Source organism: Corallococcus sp. NCSPR001, assembly GCF_017309135.1.
In the GTDB taxonomy this organism is placed as follows: domain Bacteria; phylum Myxococcota; class Myxococcia; order Myxococcales; family Myxococcaceae; genus Corallococcus.
Window position 1 is genome coordinate 7,142,029 of the sequence record NZ_JAFIMS010000002.1, and the last position, 17,563, is coordinate 7,159,591.

The following is a 17,563-nucleotide window of genomic DNA, read 5'->3' on the forward strand; positions in this document are numbered from 1 at the left end:
GGACATACCGGGAGTCCGGGGCTTGACGGGAATCGTGACTGGGAGGGTGGGTCAGCGGGCAGGCGGCAGGAAGCGGTCGCGCAGGGCTTCCGCGTCCGGCCGGTCGAAGCCGCGGCCCTGGAGGAGCGAGCGGCGGCTGACGGCGTGGAAGGTGGTCTCCAGTGTCTGTGAGAACCGCCGGAGGTCCTCCGCCAGGCGGCTGCGGATGCCGGGGCCTTCCGGGGGCCAGGGCAGCTCCACCAGCAGCGAGGTGAAGCGGTCGAAGGCGTCGTAGTCCGCGTAGCGCAGGAGCTGGTAGCCGCCGTCGTGGAAGTAGTCGAGGAACGACTTGAGGGCCTCCAGCACGCGCTCTGCGGCGGTCACGTCCTCCGCGCGCAGGTGGCTTTCGGCGGCGCGGCACAGCTGGGCGTAGACCCACAGGTCCTTGCGCAGGCGCAGCGCGGCGTCCTGGGCGCTGGTGAGGTGGGCGAAGGCCTCCTCTCCCAGCGCGCCGTTGGGGGCCAGCGCGTCCACCAGCGCGACGATCTGCTGGCGCAACAGCGTGGTGAAGGCCTCCGCGGCGCGCAGGGGCGCGGCGGGGTCGCGGTCCAGGTCCACCAGCACCTCGCGGGAGATGCGGTCCGTCTCCCGGGCCAGGTCGCGCGCGGCGCGCAGCGTGGCGGCCTGCAGGTGCTTGGGGCCGGCCTTGGGGGACAGCTCCGTGTGCAGGTAACTGGCCACGGCGGAGACCTCGCCGCGCACCAGGGCCAGGAGCACGCGCACGCGGCGCGGCACGGGCGGCTGCGACTCCGGATCCACGTGCGTCAGGTAGTGCAGCACGCGAAACAGGCCCAGGAACGCGGTGGTGAAGAGGGGCCGCGTGTCCTGGGGCAGCGAGCCCAGCACATCCAGCAGGCGCACGGAGCGCAGCCGGTCGTACTCGACGCGGAACTCCAGCGGGCGGAAGGGGCGGAAGTAGCGGTTGAGGACGATCTCCCGCAGCGTCAGCTTGCCCACGTCCTGGAACAGCGACAGGCCGATGAGCGGCAGCTGGAGCAGGTTGTCGAGCAGGTTCTTCAGCGCGTCGAACGCCTCGCGTACGACGAAGAGGCTCTCCGGCGGGGTCTCCTGGTCCAGTTCCTCTTCGATGAGCAGCCGGCGCACGCGGTCGTCCGCGAGCTGGGTCTCCACGTACTTGCGGAAGACCATCTTCGGGTCGCTGTCCGGGTCCTGCAGGTGCCGGGCGACGCGCACGGCGCGCTCCATAGCGTCGCGCACGTCCACCAGCTCCTCGTGGAAGTCGCGCGTGACGAGCGGCCGGGCGCGGGCGTCCACCACGGCGTTGTGGAGGTTCAGGTAGCGCTCCACCGCGCGCAGCCACATCTCGAACTCGAAGAGCAGCTCCTCGCGGCCCTCCACCGGCACGCCGCGCAGCCAGCGCTCGCGCTCCGCGAGGAAGCCCGCGCGCGTGGCCTGCGAGGCGCGCATCAGGTCGCCGTAGTAGTCGCGGGGACTGGGGAGGACCGTGGGCACGGCGGCGGGGGCTTGGCTCATGGCGGGAAGGGGTGCGGGTTAGAAGAGCGCCCCTTGTGGGGAGCTGGGGGGCGGCGTCTTCTTGAAGTACTGGTAGGTGCGCAGCGTGGCGGTGCGGCCCCGGGGCGTGCGCATGAGGAAGCCCTCCTGCATGAGGAAGGGCTCGTAGACGTCCTCGATGGTGTCGCGCTGTTCGCCCACGCTCGCGGCGATGGTCTCCACGCCCACCGGGCCGCCGCCGAACTTCTCCAGGATGGTGAGGAGGATCTTGCGGTCCATCGCGTCCAGGCCACTCGCGTCCACGCCCAGGCGGCTCAGCGAGTCATGCGCCAGGTCGTAGGTGATGCGGCCGTTGCCCTCCACCTGGGCGAAGTCGCGCAGGCGGCGCAAGAGGCGGTTCGCGATGCGGGGCGTGCCGCGCGAGCGGGTGGAGACCTCGCGGCTGGCGGCGCGGTCCATGGGCACGCCGAGGATGCGCGCGGAGCGGTCGAGGATCTGCTCCAGGAACTTCGGCTCGTAGTACTCCAGGCGATCCTGGATCTGGAAGCGGTCGCGCAGCGGGGACGTGAGCAGGCCCGTGCGCGTGGTGGCGCCCACCAGCGTGAAGGGCGGCAGGTCGATCTTCATCGCGCGGGCGGCGGGCCCGGTGTCGATGGTGATGTCCAGCCGGAAGTCCTCCATCGCCGGGTAGAGGTACTCCTCCACGGCGGCGTTGAGGCGGTGGATTTCGTCGATGAAGAGGATGTCCCGCTCGTTGAGGTTGGTGAGCAGGCCCGCCAGGTCGCCCTTCTTCTCCAGCGCGGGGCCGCTGGTGACGTGGATGCCCACGCCCAGCTCGTTCGCGATGATGTGCGCGAGCGACGTCTTGCCCAGGCCCGGGGGGCCGGAGAACAGGCAGTGGTCCAGCGCGTCACCCCGGCTCCGGGCCGCGGCCACGTACACCTTCAGCTTCTCGACGACCGTCCCCTGCCCCACGTACTCGTCGAAGGTGCGCGGGCGCAGGGAGGCCTCCAACCGGATGTCTTCCGGCTGAACATCTCCCGAGAGGGTGTCGTCGGACTTCCTCGCCATCGCCATTCCGACCCTATACAGCGAAGGGGGCGCGTGTCGCTGCCCTTCTGGCGGCGCTAGACTCGGAGTGGCACGCCGACCGGCCAGCCAGGGGGCACGTCCCCCTGCCCGAAGGGAGTCGCGTCATGATTTCCGCTTCCGCCCCGTTCCGTCCCCTGCCCCTCCTGCCCGAGGCCCGCGCCGAGCGTTCGCCCGGCCTCCGCATCCAGAAGCTGCGCCGCGCCGCGCAGGAGGCCCGCGAGGCCTTCGTCCGGGAAGGCCCGGTGGCGGCGGTGGCCACCTGTGACCTCATCACGTTCCCCTACCCCACGCTGTTCGCCTTCAGCGGGGCGGCGCTGTCCCCGGCGCCCTACGTGATGATGACCAACCGCATGCAGGTGGTGCAGTTCGCGGAAGCCGGCACCGGCCAGCGGCGCACGCTGCTCTTCAACCCCACCGACTACGAGCGGGGCCACGCGGCGCCCTTCTACCGCGCGCTGCGCGAGCGCTACGGCGCGTTCCTCTCCGACAAGGTGATGTCCACCCGCCACGGCACGGTGCAGGGCTACCTGGAGCAGCTGGGGCTGACGCCGTCGGACGTGGACTACCTGGCCTTCGACCACCTGCACATCCAGGACCTGCGCGGCTGGCTGGGCGGTGACGGAAGCCCGCCCGTCTTCCCCCGGGCGAAGCTGCTGGTGCAGCGCGCGGAGTGGACCATGGTGAAGCACCTGCACCCCATGCAGCACGTGTGGTTCGTGCCCGGCGGCGCGGACATCCCCGACGAGCGCGTGATGCTCCTGGACGGCGACACGTGGCTGGGCCAGGGCGCGGCGCTGCTCAGCACGCCCGGCCACACGCAGGGGAACATGTCCCTGGCGGTGGCCACCGCGAACGAAGTCTTCGTGGTGAGCGAGAACGGCGTGAGCACGGAGAGCTACACGCCGCTGCTGTCGCGCATCCCCGGCGTGCGCCGCTTCGCGGAGCAGATGGGCTGGGAGGTGGTGCTCAACGGCAACACGCGCGAAGACTCGCTGGAGCAGTACGCGTCCATGGTGGTGGAGAAGCTCTTCGCGGGCCCGTCCGCGCATGACGCGTCGTTCGTGAACTTCCACCCGTCCTCACTGCTCACCGCGCACCTCCTGGCCCCGGGCCTGGGGCCCACCGTGGTGCTGCCCGCGCCCAACACGGGCGGTCTGCACCCCACGCCCGCGATGCGTCGCGCGGCGTAGTCACAGCCGGAGCCGTCAGGGCTCCAGGCGGGCGCAGCGGGCCGCGGGGAGGAAGGGCAGCGCCCAGGGCTCCTCCCCCTGGGCCGGGTCCGTGGCGAGGAAGAAGACGGAGCTCCCCGCGCGCACGAAGCCGCGGGGGTTCGCGTCCAGCCCCGCGGGCGCGATGTCGCGCATCGGGTCCACGCGGCCCGGGTCGCCGTTGGAGTACCAGCCCTCGCGGCCCCGGCCCGCCGTCGTCGCGGAGAAGAAGAGCCACCCGTCCACCACCGCGAAGGACATGGGGGTGCTGCCTTCGGGACCTGGCTCCACGTCCTTCACCAGCACCGTGCCCTGCGCCGTGCCGTTGGAGCGCCACAGCTCGCGGCCGTGCACGCCGTCATCCGCTGAGAAGTACAGCCGCCCGTCCAGCACCGTCAGCCCGGAGGGCAGCGAGCCCTGGGGCCCCGGCCGCACGTCCTTCACCAGGCGGGTGCCCAGGAGCGTGCCGTCGCTCTTCCACAGCTCGCCGCCGTGGACCTGGTCCCCGGGCTCGCCGAAGAAGCCCTCCGCGCCGGCCATGAAGTACACGGCGCTGCCCAGCGGCGTGAGCTCCGACGGGTAGTCCCCCTCGAAGTGCCTCAGCGGGAAGGTGAGGAGGGGCTGGCCCCGCGTCACCCAGAGGTCCGCCTCGCCGAAGCCCACGTCCACGAGGAAGAAGAGGCGATCCTTCCCCGCGGGCGTCAGCGCGAAGACGACGGACTGCTCCGGGGCGTGGAAGAGCGCCCGCGAGGTGCCGGTCCGCCCGTCCACCACCCACAGCGTCACCGCGTCGCCGTACGCCACCAGCGCGAGCTTCCCGTTCCACTCCGTCAGGTCGTCCAGGAACAGCGAGCCCGGCCCGCGCGCGAACTCCTGCGTGAGCTGCGTGCCCTTCGCCGTGCCGTCCGTGCTCCACAGCTCGCGGCCGCGCGTGCCGTCATCCGCGGTGAAGTACAGCCGGTTGCCCACCACCGTCAGCCCGTCCGGCGCGCTGCCCTGCGCCCCGAGCCGGAGGTCCGCCACCAGCACCGTGCCCTTCTCGGTGCCGTCCGACAGCCACAGCTCCGGCCCGTGCGCGCCGTCGTCCGCGACGAAGAACAGCCGCCCGCCCATCCGCGTGAGGAAGCGCGGCGTGCTGCCATTGGCCCCGGGCCGCACGTCCTTCACCTGGTGCGCGCCCGTGGCGCTCCCCTCCATCACCCACAGCTCGCGGCCGGACACGCCGTCATCCGCGGCGTAGAAGACCTGCCCGCCCACCTCCACCAGCGTCTCCGGCGCCGAGCCCTCCGCGCCGCGCCGGACGTCCCGGACGAGCCGCGCCGACAGGCCACACGGCTGCGGGCCCCCGTAGACCGCCTGCTCCATCGCCGCTGGCGCCTCTTGCACCGCCGATACGTCCTCGCCTTCCCCCCCGCCACACCCCACCCCGAGGACACCCGAGAGCAGCATCACGACGACCGGAACCTCACGCCACGCCGCCATGACACACGCCTCCTTGGCGCGCTGCGGCTCCTTCCGGAACCGCCGCACCTGCGCTGGAAATTGATATTTTCAGCGGAATTCGCCAGCGCATGGCCGGCCTGGATTGCTCAGGGGTGTCAGACCGTGAGCGGCGTGGATCGCGCGATGACCATGGGCGAACAGCGCATTCGTTCGCCGCGAAACGACCGCGCTTTTCTACAGGAAAAAGCCTTGCGCGTATTTTCCGAGGATTCCCCGCTCCCTGAAGCACCGCGTCTCGCCCCGGGGGGCGAAGCGGTGTCCGGAAGTCACGGGCTGGAGCGCAGGGACTTGAGGGCTTCGCGGAAGAGGGCCTGGAAGGAGGCGTCTGGGCCCAGCTGCGTGATGACGACGTCCGCGGCCTTCTCCGCCTGGGGCTGCTTGTAGCCCAGGTTGAGCAGCGCGGAGACGAGGTCCGCCTTGTTGCCGGAGGTGATGGGCGCGCGCGGGGTGGTGCCCTTCGCGATGCCCTCCGAGTGGAGGTTGCGCACCTTCTCCTTGAGCTCCAGGACGAGCCGCTCGGCGGTCTTCTTGCCCACGCCGTGAATCTTGGCGAGCCGGCTCGTCTCACCGCGCGACAGCGCCGCGATGAGCTCGCCCACCTCCATGCCGGACATCACGCCCAGGGCCATGCGCGGACCGACGCGGGACACGGTGTTGAGCAGTTGGAAGAGCTCCTCCTCCGCGGGGGAGAGGAAGCCGAAGAGCTCGAAGGCGTCCTCGCGCACCACGGTGCGGATGCGCAGGTCCACCGGCTGGCCGTCCGCGGGCAGCTTGCCCAGCGACACGGTGGACAGGTTCACGCGGTAGCCCACGCCGTTCACGTCGACGACGGCGTCTTCCGCACCCTTCTCCAACACGTTGCCACGCAGCCGGGCGATCATCGGCGGGTCTCCGGGCGCTGGTAGGCGGACGACAGGCGGTCCGCGAGCACCGACGCGGCCCCCTTGCGCTTGCCGTTGCCGGGAGCGCTGGCGCGGGGAATGCCCACGCGGAACTGGTTCAAGTGGCACAGCGCCACGGCGAGCGCGTCGCTGGCATCCGCGCGCTCCAGCGTCGCTTCATCCACGCCGAGCAGCGTGCGCACCATGCGCGCCACGGCGTCCTTGCCGCCCGCGCCGCTGGCGCCCACGGACTTCTTCACGCTGGCGGGGGCGTACTCGTGCACGGGCAGGCCCGCCTGCGCCGCGGCGAGCAGCGCCACGCCGCGCGCGTGGCCCAGCACCAGGGCGCTGCGGGCGTTGCGGAAGGTGAAGAGGCCCTCCACGGCCACGGCCTCCGGCTGGTAGCGCCCGAGCGCGGCGCTCAAGGCGGCGTGCAGGTCCTTCAGGCGTTCAGCGAGGGGCGCGGACTCCACCACCTTGATGACGCCATGGCCCAGGTGCACGAGCTTGCCCTTCTTCTCCTCCACCACCCCGAAGCCCATGAAGCGGCTGCCAGGGTCCACGCCGAGTACCCGCACCGGCCCGTTCCTTTCCCACGCGCCCCTTGCCGGGGCGCTACGTGGACAGCGACTCCATCAGGGACTCGTCGATTTCGAAGTTGGCGTGCACGTGCTGCACGTCGTCGTTGTCGTCGAGCGCATCCATCAGCTTCAACAGGCGCTTCGCGTTGTCGCCTTCCACCTTCACGGTGTTCTGCGGCACGAAGGTCCACTTCTGCTCGCCCAGGGCCAGGCCCGCGGCCTCCAGCTTCGCGCCCACCGCGTGCAGGTCCGCCGGGGCGGTGCGCACCTCGAAGCCGTCCGGCCCCTGGTCCACGACGTCCTCGGCGCCCGCGTCCAGGGCCTGCTCCATCACCTGGTCCTCGGTGGGGCCGGGCTTCACGGTGATGACGCCCTTCCGGTGGAACATCCAGCCCACGGCGCCCTCCGCGCCCATGTTCCCTCCGTAGTTGCTCAAGAGGTTGCGCACGTCGCTGGCGGAGCGGTTCCGGTTGTCGGTGAGGCACTCGATGATGAGCGCGACGCCGCCGGGGCCGTAGCCCTCGTACGTCACCTCTTCGTACGACTCGCCGGCCAGCTCGCCCGTGCCCTTCTTGATGGCGCGCTCGATGGTGTCGCGCGGGATGTTCGACTCGCGCGCCTGGGCCACGGCCACGCGCAGGCGGGCGTTGCTGGACGGGTCACCACCGCCCAGGCGCGCGGCGACGGTCATCTCCTTGATGGCCTTGGAGTAGAGCTTGCCCTTGGCCACGCCCAGGACGGCATTGCGGCGTTTGAGTTTCGACCATCGGTTGTGACCGGACATGGCGGCGGCTCAGGCGTGGGGTGGACGGGCGTTCAGCCCGTGGCGCTCCCGGCCTTGTGCCCCGAGCAGGCCGCCCGAGTCAAACCCTCACGATGCGTCCGGCCCGGGCTCCGGCTCGGAATCGGGGGCCAGGACGGGCTCGAAGAGGCGGGGCGGCCCCGCGGACTCCCGGGCGCGCTCGCGCTCCTCCACCAGGATGGCGGGCACCAGCACGCCCAGCATGAACAGGCGGGTCGCCGCCTCGTAGGCCAGGGCCTCCGGGAAGCGGCACTCCAGCAGCATCGCGCGCACGGTGCGCCGCCCGTCGAAGAGGCGCACCACCTGCTCCACGTCCTCCGGCAGCGAGGGCAGCTCCTGCGCCAGCCGGTTGAAGTCCACCGTGAGCCGCGCCGCCAGGGGCAGGCCCTTGACGCGCAGCTGTTCGAAGCGCTCCAGGCCGGGCACCACCTGCTCGCAGATGAACGGGCGGTCCATGGAGAAGCTGCCGCGTTGCAGCTCCGGGCCGAACGTCACCGTGTACGCGCCCGCGCCGAAGCACAAGAGGCGCCGGAACGCGAGGCTGCCGCGCTCGCCGTGGAAGGCCGCGTCCACCACCAGGCCATGGCGGAAGAAGAGCGTGCCCGAGTCCTCCGACAGCACCACCCGCCCCGAGCGCACGCCGGATAGCAGGGCGCGCACCAGCGCCACGAGCGGCAGCGTCGAGGTGTGCGCGTCGTAGACGTCCTCATCGCCGCGCCGTCCCGCCTTGAGCCGCGCGAGCACCGCCACGTCGCGCGCGTCCACCGGCTCCACCAGGTACTCGTCCGCGCCCACGCCCGCGGCGAGGTCGCGGTGGAACTCCTCCGCGAGCTTCGCCACCAGCAGCACCGGCAGGTGCGCGCACTTCGGGTCCGCGCGGAGCACGCCGCAGAGGCTGAAGCCGTCGCCGTCCGGCAGGTCCGCGTCGATGATGACCAGCCGGGGCAGCCCGTCCTTCGAATCCGTGGGCGCCACGCCCGGCAGCGTCCCGCCCGCCTCCACGCCCAGCCGCGCCAACGCCGCGCGGGCCCCGTCCACGAGCACGGGCTCGAAGCCCTCGCGGGCGAGCGCCTCCGCCACCGCGGGCCGCGCCGTCTCCCCCACGAGCAGCACCCAGTCCCCAGTCCCACCCGGAAGGTCGAGTGCATCACGACCTCCCGCGGGCGCGGAGGTTTCAGGAGGCGGTGCGGCGTGCAGGTAGGCAACCATGGATTCCCCATTCTTCCAGGGAACCCGGCCGAATGTACAACCTGCCTCCAAGTCCCTGGATTCGTTGGGTTTTGGCCAGGCTGCAAGCCAAGCTAGGGTGCGCGCCATGACGCGCCTCGGACCGTTGCTCGCCCTCCTCGTCCTGCCCACGCTCGCCTCCGCCCAGGACGCCGAAGTCTCCTTCTCGCAGGAGGACCCGCTGGGCTCCGTGGTGGCGCCGGTGATGCTGCCCGCGGGGGCGACGGCGCTCTATGGCTACACGGGCGCGCCGGAGGTGGGGCTGGGGTTCCGGCAGGGGCTGGGTGCGCTGGAGGTGGAGGCGCGGGCGCGCTTCGACTGGTTCAAGCTGGGCGCGTCGCTGGAGCTCGTAGGCCGCAAGGAGGTGGTGCGCAGCGGCAGGTTCGGGCTGGCGCCGACGCTGGGCGTGGGCCTGGTGCTCAACTCCGGCGCCACGTACATGGACGACGACAACTTCTCCGGCGTGCTGGTGCGCATCCTGCCGGGGATGGTTGCGGGCTACCGCGTGGCGGACACCGTGATGGTGCTGGGCCTGGTGGACCTGCCCATCGACCTGGGGCTCACGGGCGACAAGCAGCGGCGCTTCCAGGCGCTGGGCGGCCTTGGCGTGGAGGTCTACCTGGGCGGCAACCTGTCGCTGCTCGCGGCGGGACAGGTGGGCGTGGAGACGTTCCAGGAGCGCGCGGGCGCGGGCCAGACGCGGCTGGGGCTCACCGGGCGCGTGGGCCTGGGGACGCGGCTCTTCTAGAAGTTTCCTAGAAGTCTGGCGGCGGGCTCTGGCGCGGCGTGCCCATCAGCTCCAACGCGCGCATCGCGACGCGGATGAGCGTCTGGGCGCACGGCTCGCAGCCTCCGCCGCAGCAGTGGGGCCAGCGCCCTTCCGGGTCGCGCAGCAGCGGGCGCACGCTGGACTGGTAGTAGCTGGGGAACTGAAGCTCTTCGCTCGCTCGCGCGAGCGCGTCATCGAGGGACAGGGGCGAGGGGGCGGGAACGTCGGACACGCTCCCGTTCATACCAGCTCAGAGCAGTGACGTCTGCGCCGGGGCCTCTGTCACGGCGCCGTCCGCGGGCTGGCAGTGCGCGCACCAGTGCGTGTTGCGGCCGCCGATGCGCAGATGCGACACGGGCGTGGCGCAGCGGGGACAGGGCGCCCCTGTCTTGCCGAAGATGTTGCGCCGGTGCTTCGCCTGCCCCTGCACGCCGAACAGGTCGCGCTGCGTGCCGCGCAGCCGCAGTCCCTCTTCCAGCACGTCGCGGATGCCCTGGTGCAGCCGGACGATTTCGGACGGGGACAGGGACGACGCCAGCCGCCGGGGGTCGATGCCCGCGACCCACATGCTCTCGTCCGCGTCGCGGTTGCCCAGCCCCGCGAGCACGCGCTGGTTGAGGAGCACCGTCTTGAGCGCACTGCGCCTGCGCCTGAGCAACTTCGCCAGCACCTCCGGCGTGAAGGCCTCGTCCAGCGCCTCCGGTCCCAGTTCCTCCAGCTTGAGCTGCGAGGCCAGCAGCGCCGTGGGCCCCAGCGCCACGCGCGCGTAGCCCAGCGTGTCCGTGAGCTGGAGCTCCTCGTTGCCCTCCAGCGTGAGCACGACGAGCGTCGCGGGAGGCCGTTCGCTTCCCACGGGCCGCAGTTGCAGCTCACCCCAGAGCATGAAGTGCAGCGCGAGCGTCTGCCCGTCATCGAGCGTGAGCAGCATGAACTTCGCGCGCCGCTCGGCCGCGAGCACCTTGCGGCCCGTGAGGTTCTGGATGAAGTCCGGCGGCGAGGCGAAGCGCACCGCCGCGGGCATCAGCACCTCCGCGCCCACGAAGCGCCGGCCCACGACGGCCTGCTTCAGGTCTCGGACGATGATTTCGACTTCAGGGACTTCCGCCACGAGCAGCCTCCCCCACGGGTCACAACGTAGGAAGGCTGCGAGGTAACGCCATGGGTTGAGCCCTGCTGAGCGGGTGCCTCGTCCGACCGCCGGGCGTCCGGCCGGGCAAGGGGGCACCGCCCTGCCCTGCCCCTGCATCAGCCGCGCACCGTCACCTCGTGCACGTCACGCTCCAGCTCCCGCACGTCCATCTTCACGTCGAGGAAGTGCGCCATCGTCTCGCGCTGCGTGAGCGAATGGCTGTCCAGCGCCACCGTGCGGAAGTGGCCGCCCTTCGCCAGGGCGCACAGCAGCAGGAGCTGATCACACAGGTGCTCGCCCACGGGCACGCCCGCGTCCAGGTAGCGCTTCACCTTCGCGGCGACCTCCTCGGCCACGACCTCCGCGCGCTTGCCGCGCTCGCCGAAGCCGGTGAAGACCTCCGTCACGTGCTCGCTCTCCACCTCGACGCGCAGCACGTTGCCTGGGCCGTAGGAGCGCTTGAGCTCTTCCGGGCGCTGCTGATCCGGCCGCAGCTTCAGCGCGGCGGCCACGGTGTCCAGCTCGCGCTTCGCCACGTCGAAGGGGATGGCCGCCACCTGGGCCACGACCTCCGTGCGCAGCACCCGTCCGCGCTCCAGCAACTGGAGCGGCTGGAGCTTCGCGGGATGGATGTCCACGCGGAAGCGGCCTCCTCCGGCCGGATAGAAGCCGGGCCGCTCCAGCGTCACGTCCACGCGCGGGCCCATGCGGCGGAGCAGCGGCAGGTACACCTTCTCCAGGAAGTCGAACGGCGGCGCCGCCGGGTTGTGCGTCCCGCCCTCCAGCATCAGCGTGGAGGCCCCTTCCGCGTGCAGGAGCGCGGGCAGCACCGTCTGCAGCACCAGCGTCGCGCTGCCCGCCGAGCCCACCGCGAAGTGGTAGTTGCCCGCGGACAACGCGCGCGGATGGAAGGACAGCTGCCTGGAGCCCAGCTCCGCGCCCGTCACCTCCGCGGCGCCCACCGTCTCCGCGGCCTTGAGCGCGGTGAGGTGCTGACGCAAGAGGCCCGGCTTGGCGCGGCCCGCGCGCACGTTGACCATCTCGAACGGCGTGCCCGTCACCAGCGACAGCGCCAGCGCGGTGCGCAGCACCTGGCCGCCCCCCTCCCCCTGTGAACCATCGATGCGAACCATGTGCGTGGTGCTCCTTTGCGCGCTCGCGGACGGACGCAGCATCCCATCCCTGATTACAAAAAATAGCGGCGCCCGCTCCCCCACCTTAACGGCCGCTTGCGCGGACCTCTTCGGGGGAACGGGCGCCTCGGTGTCTTCATCCCGGCATGAGCACCTCCGCGGGGCAGCGGGTGGGACTGCTTCGGCTATCCCTTCACGCACACCACCTGCTTCAGCGTGTGGACGACCTCCACCAGGTCCGCCTGCGCGGCCATCACGGCGTCAATGGGCTTGTACGCGGCCGGCGTCTCGTCAATCACGTCCACGTCCTTGCGGCACTCCACGCCCGCGGTCGCCTTCGCGTGGTCCTCCAGCGTGAAGCGCTTCTTCGCCGCTTCGCGCGACATCACCCGGCCCGCGCCGTGGCTGCACGAGTGGAAGGCATCCGCGTTTCCCTTCCCGCGGACGATGTAGGAACGGGCCCCCATGCTGCCGGGGATGATTCCCATGTCGCCCTCGCGCGCCCGCACCGCGCCCTTGCGGGTCACGAAGCAGTTCTTTCCGAAGTGGTGCTCGCGCGAGATGTAGTTGTGGTGGCAGTTCACCGCGGACTCGGACAGCTCGAACGCAGGCAGCTCACCGCTCGCCTTCAGGGCCTCCACCGCCGAGTGCAGCATGAGCTCGCGGTTCATCGCCGCGAAGTCCTGCGCCCAGCTCACCGCGAAGACGTAGTCTTCAAAGTGCTCCGTTCCCTCCGGCAGGTACGCCAGGTCCGCGTCCGGCAGGTGGATGAAGAAGCGCTCCATGTCCTGCTTCGCCAGCTCGATGAAGTGGCTTCCGATGCGGTTCCCCACGCCGCGCGACCCCGAGTGCAGCATCAGCCACACGCCATCCGACTCATCGACGCACAGCTCGATGAAGTGGTTTCCCGTCCCGAGCGTTCCCAGGTGCGCCAGCTCCGGCCCACGGCCGATGCGAGGGTGCTTCGCGACGATGCGGGCGTACCCTTCCGCCAGGCGGGCCCACGCGGAGGTATGCGTGGCGGGCGAGTCCTTCCACGCGCCACGGTCATTCCGGCCGCCGTTGTCCGTACGGCCGTGCGGCACGGCCGCCTCGATGGCCGAGCGGACCCCGCGCAGCGAGTCCGGCAGCTGATCCGCGCGCAGCGTCGTGCGCACGGCGATCATCCCGCATCCGATGTCCACGCCCACCGCCGCCGGCACCACCGCGCCCACCGTGGGCACCACGCTCCCGACCGTCGCGCCGTAACCGCGGTGCACGTCCGGCATCACGGCGACCCACTTGTGGATGAAGGGCAGGCCGCGGAGGTTGCGAAGCTGCTTCTTCGCCTCGTCCTCGAACGGCACCCCCACCGTCCACGTCTTGATGGGGCGGCCCGCTTCGTCCGACATCACCTCGTAGTTCGCGTTCATGGCTCTGCGCCTTTCGGTCGTTCGACGCGGGCTCTGTGTCCCGGTCACGTGGGGGAGCTAGAGCAGCCGGCGTGCCAACGCCCTCTCCGAGGGGATTCCCAGGGATGGGCTGGCAATCCGTATCCCATGGGATAAATACCTATCCTGATGGCTCAAAAGGCGAAGGCGCGGCGGACGGTCGTCATCGGGATGCTGGGGACGACGCTGGACACGGGGATGGGGGCACAGCGCTGGGCGCGGTGGCGGCCCACGGTGTCGCTGTGCCAGCAGGAGGACCTGGTGGTGCACCGGCTGGAGCTCTTGCACCCGCCCCACGGGACGTCGCTGGCGGCGGTCATCCGGGACGACATCGCGCAGGTGTCTCCGGAGACGGAGGTGCGGCTCACGTCACTGCCCATCCGGGATCCATGGAACCTGGAGGAGGTGTACGGCGCGCTGCTGGACCACGTGCGCGCGCAGCCCTTCCATCCGGAGGAAGAGGACTACCTGGTGCACATCACCACGGGCACGCACATCGCGCAGATCTGCATGTTCCTCCTGGTGGAGAGCCGGCTGATTCCAGGCCGGCTGGTGCAGACGTCTCCGGGCAAGGGAAAGGAACACGGGGCGGTGGGCACGCACGCCATCATCGACCTGGACCTGTCGAACTACGACACGCTGGCGGCGCGCTTCCGGCAACAGCAGCGCGAAGGCCTGTCGTTCCTCAAGTCCGGCATCGACACGCGCAACGCCGCGTTCAACCGGATCATCGAGCGCATCGAGCAGGTGGCGGTGCAGTCCCGAGCACCGCTGCTGCTGACGGGCCCCACGGGCGCGGGCAAGTCACAGCTCGCGAAGCGCATCTACGCGCTGAAGAAGGCGCGCAACCAGGTGACGGGGCCGTTCGTGGACCTGAACTGCGCCACGCTGCGCGGTGACGGCGCCATGTCCACGCTCTTCGGCCACGTGAAGGGCGCGTTCACGGGCGCGGTGGGAGACCGGCCCGGACTGATGCGGCAGGCGAACGGCGGCGTGCTGTTCCTGGACGAGATTGGAGAGCTGGGCGCGGACGAGCAGGCCATGTTGCTGCGCGCGCTGGAGGACAAGCGGTTCCTGCCGGTGGGCGCGGACAAGGAGGCGGAGAGCGACTTCCAGCTCATCGCGGGGACGAACCGCGACCTCCAACTGGACGTGGAGCGGGGGCGGTTTCGTGAGGACCTGCTCGCGCGCATCAACCTGTGGACCTTCCGGCTGCCCGCGCTGCGCGAGCGTCCAGAGGACATCGCGCCCAACCTGCAATACGAATTGGATCAGGCCTCACAGACGCTGGGGACGCGGGTGACGATGAGCAAGGAGGCGCAGGAGCACTTCCTGCGCTTCGCCACATCTCCTGAGGGCCGGTGGAGCGGCAACTTCCGCGACCTCAACGCGGCGGTGCTGCGCATGTCCACGCTGGCGGCCGGTGGGCGGATGACGCGCGACGTGGTGGACGAGGAGATGGACCGCCTGCGCGCGCAGTGGCGGCCCGCGAGCGCGGCGATGTCAGCGGGAGAAGACGTGCTGGTGGAGGTGATGGGTGCCACGCGCGCGGCGGAGCTGGACCGGTTCGACCGCGTGCAGCTCGCGGATGTGGTGACGGTGTGCCGCTCCGCGCGCTCGTTGTCGGACGCAGGCCGGACGCTGTTCGCGCAGTCACGGGCGCAGAAGAAGAGCATCAACGACGCGGACCGGCTCCGGAAGTACCTGGCGCGCTTCGGGCTGGCCTGGGCGGATGTGAGCGGTCGCGACGCGGAGTGACGTCGCCCCGTGAGCCCAGGTGGATGATGGGCTCACAGGGAGGTCTGTGCTCAGCGGAAGGCATCCGCTACCGACCGGCATTGCTTCGTGACCAGGGCCTCATCGGGCACGCGGACCGTCCCTTCATCGGGAGACGACGGGACGGGCGCGTTCGCTCCACCCAGCCATGCGGGCGGCACAGTGCACTCGACGGTCAGTGGCCCCTCGAAGGTCGCGCGCACGCTCCCGTCCTTCATCCGGACCTCACCCTTCGCCTGCTTCCCGGTGACGGTCAGCTCCAGGGTGCCCTCGTCCATCATCATCGCGGGCCCCCCGGCCACCTGCTGGTCCACCACCGCGAGGCCCGGGCCCAGTGCTGACTCAGGGCTGATCCGAGCGGTGGCGCGCTTCGACGTCACGAACTTCTCATCCACCGCCATGCGGAAGCGCCAGGTGCCACCGTCGTCCGATTGCGCGCTCAGCGCGACCTGCATCAGGGGCACGGGCGGCTCCCCCAGGAAGTCGGCGCTGAACCGCACGGACGGAGCCGAGTAGGTGCCCTGATCCGTGCGCACGGTGGCCGCGCCCCGTGGCTGGGGCCGCTCCGCCGTGAGCGCGTCACGCGACGCCGCCCGCTCCTCCTTCGGCTTCGCGCAAGCGCTCACGAGCAGCGCCGCCATCAGGGCCCCGTGCCGCATGCTCAGCACCCCACCCGCAGGACCATGGCGCTGACGGTGGTGTTGTCGTTCTCCTTCAGCTCGTCCACCGTGCCCGCCGGATCCATGTCCAGGTAGACGTAGTACGTGGTGAACGGCAGCGTCGTCGGCACCGTGAAGCCCAGCGAGTAGATGCCCTCCGAGAACGCCCCCAGCGAGTGGTTGAACGTGGCCACCACGTTGGTGGACTCGTAGTAGCCATTCGGCGGCGCGGTCGGGCTCAGGCGCACGCGCATCGCGTAGGACGTCGCGGCCGCGTTGCCCATGTTGCCCACGTAGAACTTCACGCTCTGCGCCGTGCCCCGGCACACCGTCTTCGTGCCGGCCGGATCCAACGTCTGCGCCACGTCCCCCACCACGCCCATGGCGGACGGCAGCAGGTTCGGCTTCGTCACCGAGTAACCGTACAGCGTGTTCATGCCCTGCGCGTTCGTGGGCCACAGCGTGGAGGACTCGTAGCCGCCCGTCACCAGGTGCGGCGGCGAGGTGCGCAGGATGCTGTGCCCGCCCTCGTGCTTGAAGCCGAAGAAGTGCCCCGCCTCGTGCACGAACGTGCTCCGGCCCGACGTGCCGAACGCCTCACCGGTGCGCGGCGTGAAGTCCAGGTCGCTGGCGATGCAGATGTCCGCCTCGTCGATGCCGTTGCTTCCGATGAAGCACAGGCCCACGACGGAGTACGTCACGCCGTTGTTCCCGTCGATGGCCGTCCGGTCACACAGGCCAATCTCGTTCTGCCCGTCGCTGTGATCCAGCGAGCAGTCCGTCGCCGGGTTCACGTTGAAGCCACTGACGATGTGAGACAGGTCGTCCCACTGCCTCAAGCCGTTCCAGTACGCCGAGTTGACGTTGCCGGAGTCCGGGATGCTGCACCGGTTCCGGTACACGACCGGTCCGCTGTACCACTTCACCGGCGTCCCGTTGCACGTGTCCCAGGCGGCGGCGCCCGCCTCCATGCCCCCCAGCACCAGCGCGGCGACGACGCCCACGAATGTCGTTGTCTTCATGGCGGACCTCATCACGGCTGGCCGGGCGGGATGTCCCGCTCGGGCTGGAGGGGAACGGCATCCGGCACGGCCGACGGCGCCACGGCGGGCGTCACCGGCACGGACAGCGACGACGCGGTGGTGACGGGCTCCTCGCGGAACGCCCCCGTCACGGTGAGTCCACGCGCGCGCAGGTGGTTCTGGAGCAGCGAGAGGAACGCCTCGCGCTCCATCCCCTCCGGAGCGCTCCGGGCCTCCGCGCGCGGCGCCGGACGGGCGCCCCGCAGGTCCACCGTCTCGAACACCGGCGCCGTCTGCCGCACCCCCGCCGAGCCCAGGCCCGCCACGAGCCCGCCCTCGACGCCCACGAGCACCTCGCGGCCCGCCACCGACTCCACACGGAAGGCGTGCTCGTCCAGCACCGGCGACAGGCTCCACCCGGTGTTGCGCAGGAACACCACGTAGCGCGCGCCCCGGACGAAGCGGGGCACATGGCTCACGACAAGTTGGCGTCCATCCGGCAGCTCGCCTCCAGCCTGCTTGAGGCGCAGCTCCCGCGGCGCCGCGCCCAGGTGTGCCCGGACATTGCCCAGCGTCACCACCGTCCACGGGCCCGTGCGCGGCGAATACTCACCGCGCACGTCCGTGACTTCACCCTCCACCACGGAGGCCGTCTGGTCGAACAGGCTGAGCAGGCTGTCCACCGCGCGCGGCGGCCGGAGCGACGCTTCCGAAGCCAGGGGGCGCTCCTGCCGCGCGGGGGCCTCGTCCCCACTGGCGGCAGTGCATCCCGTCACTCCCAGGAGGAGCAGTGCGCACGCTCCTCTTCCGAACGTCGTCCAGGGTCTGCCCACGCGCAT

At 71.0% G+C, this 17,563-nt stretch carries 17 protein-coding genes; 3 read left to right on the top strand and 14 right to left on the bottom strand.

All coding sequences use genetic code 11. The features are described 5' to 3' along the window. Positions 1 to 51 precede the first annotated feature (51 nt). Together JYJ93_RS30420 and ruvB are read right to left on the bottom strand one after the other, a co-directional pair. Positions 52 to 1,533: a hypothetical protein gene (locus tag JYJ93_RS30420; RefSeq protein ID WP_206798067.1), complete on the bottom strand. Its 1,482-nt coding sequence runs from the start codon at positions 1,531 to 1,533 to the stop codon at positions 52 to 54. An 18-nt stretch (positions 1,534 to 1,551) separates the two neighbouring features. Next, positions 1,552 to 2,589, bottom strand: coding sequence for a Holliday junction branch migration DNA helicase RuvB (gene ruvB, locus JYJ93_RS30425; RefSeq protein WP_014395312.1), 1,038 nt, complete (start codon positions 2,587 to 2,589; stop codon positions 1,552 to 1,554). A gap of 119 nt (positions 2,590 to 2,708) precedes the next feature. Between ruvB and JYJ93_RS30430 the strand changes: the two genes are divergently transcribed. Beyond that, the gene (locus tag JYJ93_RS30430) at positions 2,709 to 3,794 is read left to right on the top strand and encodes a hypothetical protein (RefSeq protein ID WP_206798068.1); all 1,086 of its coding nucleotides are present in this window, start codon (positions 2,709 to 2,711) and stop codon (positions 3,792 to 3,794) included. Between the two features lie 15 nt (positions 3,795 to 3,809). Here the strand turns inward: JYJ93_RS30430 and JYJ93_RS30435 are convergent, their stop codons facing one another. From JYJ93_RS30435 to JYJ93_RS30455, 5 genes are all read right to left on the bottom strand, one after another. Beyond that, the gene (locus JYJ93_RS30435; RefSeq protein WP_206798069.1) at positions 3,810 to 5,294 is read right to left on the bottom strand and encodes an ELWxxDGT repeat protein; all 1,485 of its coding nucleotides are present in this window, start codon (positions 5,292 to 5,294) and stop codon (positions 3,810 to 3,812) included. A 287-nt stretch (positions 5,295 to 5,581) separates the two neighbouring features. Then, positions 5,582 to 6,196: a Holliday junction branch migration protein RuvA gene (ruvA, locus tag JYJ93_RS30440; protein ID WP_206798070.1), complete on the bottom strand. Its 615-nt coding sequence runs from the start codon at positions 6,194 to 6,196 to the stop codon at positions 5,582 to 5,584. Beyond that, a complete protein-coding gene (gene ruvC, locus JYJ93_RS30445) occupies positions 6,193 to 6,774 on the bottom strand; it encodes a crossover junction endodeoxyribonuclease RuvC (RefSeq protein ID WP_206798071.1) in 582 nt (193 codons plus the stop codon). The genes ruvA and ruvC overlap by 4 nt, the downstream gene beginning before the upstream one ends. 37 nt (positions 6,775 to 6,811) lie before the next feature. Further along, positions 6,812 to 7,561 carry a YebC/PmpR family DNA-binding transcriptional regulator gene (locus JYJ93_RS30450; RefSeq protein ID WP_206798072.1) on the bottom strand — a complete coding sequence of 250 codons (750 nt, stop codon included), beginning with the start codon at positions 7,559 to 7,561 and terminating at the stop codon, positions 6,812 to 6,814. Positions 7,562 to 7,648: 87 nt separating this feature from the next. Further along, positions 7,649 to 8,788 carry a DNA-binding response regulator gene (locus tag JYJ93_RS30455; RefSeq protein ID WP_206798073.1) on the bottom strand — a complete coding sequence of 380 codons (1,140 nt, stop codon included), beginning with the start codon at positions 8,786 to 8,788 and terminating at the stop codon, positions 7,649 to 7,651. Between the two features lie 106 nt (positions 8,789 to 8,894). Here JYJ93_RS30455 and JYJ93_RS30460 point away from each other — a divergent pair, with 106 nt between their 5' ends. Further along, a complete protein-coding gene (locus JYJ93_RS30460; RefSeq protein WP_206798074.1) occupies positions 8,895 to 9,554 on the top strand; it encodes a hypothetical protein in 660 nt (219 codons plus the stop codon). A gap of 7 nt (positions 9,555 to 9,561) precedes the next feature. Here JYJ93_RS30460 and JYJ93_RS30465 read toward each other — a convergent pair whose 3' ends face one another. The 4 genes from JYJ93_RS30465 to JYJ93_RS30480 form a co-directional block, all read right to left on the bottom strand. Further along, positions 9,562 to 9,819 (bottom strand): hypothetical protein, encoded by a 258-nt coding sequence (locus JYJ93_RS30465; RefSeq protein ID WP_199746896.1) that lies wholly within the window; start codon positions 9,817 to 9,819, stop codon positions 9,562 to 9,564. A 6-nt stretch (positions 9,820 to 9,825) separates the two neighbouring features. After that, positions 9,826 to 10,683, bottom strand: coding sequence for a DNA-formamidopyrimidine glycosylase family protein (locus JYJ93_RS30470; protein WP_206798075.1), 858 nt, complete (start codon positions 10,681 to 10,683; stop codon positions 9,826 to 9,828). A gap of 137 nt (positions 10,684 to 10,820) precedes the next feature. Continuing rightward, positions 10,821 to 11,837 (bottom strand): RNA 3'-terminal phosphate cyclase, encoded by a 1,017-nt coding sequence (gene rtcA / locus JYJ93_RS30475; protein ID WP_206798076.1) that lies wholly within the window; start codon positions 11,835 to 11,837, stop codon positions 10,821 to 10,823. A 185-nt stretch (positions 11,838 to 12,022) separates the two neighbouring features. Then, positions 12,023 to 13,249 carry an RtcB family protein gene (locus JYJ93_RS30480; RefSeq protein ID WP_206798077.1) on the bottom strand — a complete coding sequence of 409 codons (1,227 nt, stop codon included), beginning with the start codon at positions 13,247 to 13,249 and terminating at the stop codon, positions 12,023 to 12,025. A 147-nt stretch (positions 13,250 to 13,396) separates the two neighbouring features. Here JYJ93_RS30480 and rtcR point away from each other — a divergent pair, with 147 nt between their 5' ends. Further along, a complete protein-coding gene (rtcR, locus tag JYJ93_RS30485; protein ID WP_206798078.1) occupies positions 13,397 to 15,025 on the top strand; it encodes an RNA repair transcriptional activator RtcR in 1,629 nt (542 codons plus the stop codon). Positions 15,026 to 15,075: 50 nt separating this feature from the next. Here rtcR and JYJ93_RS30490 read toward each other — a convergent pair whose 3' ends face one another. From JYJ93_RS30490 to JYJ93_RS30500, 3 genes are read right to left on the bottom strand one after another with little or no spacing between them, the layout of a single operon-like run. Next, positions 15,076 to 15,702 (bottom strand): hypothetical protein, encoded by a 627-nt coding sequence (locus tag JYJ93_RS30490; RefSeq protein WP_206798079.1) that lies wholly within the window; start codon positions 15,700 to 15,702, stop codon positions 15,076 to 15,078. 2 nt (positions 15,703 to 15,704) lie between these two features. Continuing rightward, on the bottom strand, positions 15,705 to 16,724 hold the full coding sequence (locus JYJ93_RS30495; protein WP_206798080.1) for a CARDB domain-containing protein: 1,020 nt from the start codon (positions 16,722 to 16,724) through the stop codon (positions 15,705 to 15,707). Between the two features lie 11 nt (positions 16,725 to 16,735). After that, on the bottom strand, positions 16,736 to 17,563 hold the full coding sequence (locus JYJ93_RS30500) for a hypothetical protein (protein WP_206798081.1): 828 nt from the start codon (positions 17,561 to 17,563) through the stop codon (positions 16,736 to 16,738).

Excerpts from the sequence above, each read along its gene's own strand:
- JYJ93_RS30420 (WP_206798067.1), bottom strand. The coding sequence starts at position 1,533 with ATGAGCCAAGCCCCCGCCGCCGTGCCCACGGTCCTCCCCAGTCCCCGC.
- ruvB (WP_014395312.1), bottom strand. The coding sequence starts at position 2,589 with ATGGCGATGGCGAGGAAGTCCGACGACACCCTCTCGGGAGATGTTCAG.
- JYJ93_RS30430 (WP_206798068.1), top strand. The coding sequence starts at position 2,709 with ATGATTTCCGCTTCCGCCCCGTTCCGTCCCCTGCCCCTCCTGCCCGAG.
- JYJ93_RS30435 (WP_206798069.1), bottom strand. The coding sequence starts at position 5,294 with ATGGCGGCGTGGCGTGAGGTTCCGGTCGTCGTGATGCTGCTCTCGGGT.
- ruvA (WP_206798070.1), bottom strand. The coding sequence starts at position 6,196 with ATGATCGCCCGGCTGCGTGGCAACGTGTTGGAGAAGGGTGCGGAAGAC.
- JYJ93_RS30450 (WP_206798072.1), bottom strand. The coding sequence starts at position 7,561 with ATGTCCGGTCACAACCGATGGTCGAAACTCAAACGCCGCAATGCCGTC.
- JYJ93_RS30455 (WP_206798073.1), bottom strand. The coding sequence starts at position 8,788 with ATGGTTGCCTACCTGCACGCCGCACCGCCTCCTGAAACCTCCGCGCCC.
- JYJ93_RS30460 (WP_206798074.1), top strand. The coding sequence starts at position 8,895 with ATGACGCGCCTCGGACCGTTGCTCGCCCTCCTCGTCCTGCCCACGCTC.
- JYJ93_RS30465 (WP_199746896.1), bottom strand. The coding sequence starts at position 9,819 with ATGAACGGGAGCGTGTCCGACGTTCCCGCCCCCTCGCCCCTGTCCCTC.
- rtcA (WP_206798076.1), bottom strand. The coding sequence starts at position 11,837 with ATGGTTCGCATCGATGGTTCACAGGGGGAGGGGGGCGGCCAGGTGCTG.
- JYJ93_RS30480 (WP_206798077.1), bottom strand. The coding sequence starts at position 13,249 with ATGAACGCGAACTACGAGGTGATGTCGGACGAAGCGGGCCGCCCCATC.
- rtcR (WP_206798078.1), top strand. The coding sequence starts at position 13,397 with ATGGCTCAAAAGGCGAAGGCGCGGCGGACGGTCGTCATCGGGATGCTG.
- JYJ93_RS30490 (WP_206798079.1), bottom strand. The coding sequence starts at position 15,702 with ATGCGGCACGGGGCCCTGATGGCGGCGCTGCTCGTGAGCGCTTGCGCG.
- JYJ93_RS30495 (WP_206798080.1), bottom strand. The coding sequence starts at position 16,724 with ATGAAGACAACGACATTCGTGGGCGTCGTCGCCGCGCTGGTGCTGGGG.
- JYJ93_RS30500 (WP_206798081.1), bottom strand. The coding sequence starts at position 17,563 with ATGCGCGTGGGCAGACCCTGGACGACGTTCGGAAGAGGAGCGTGCGCA.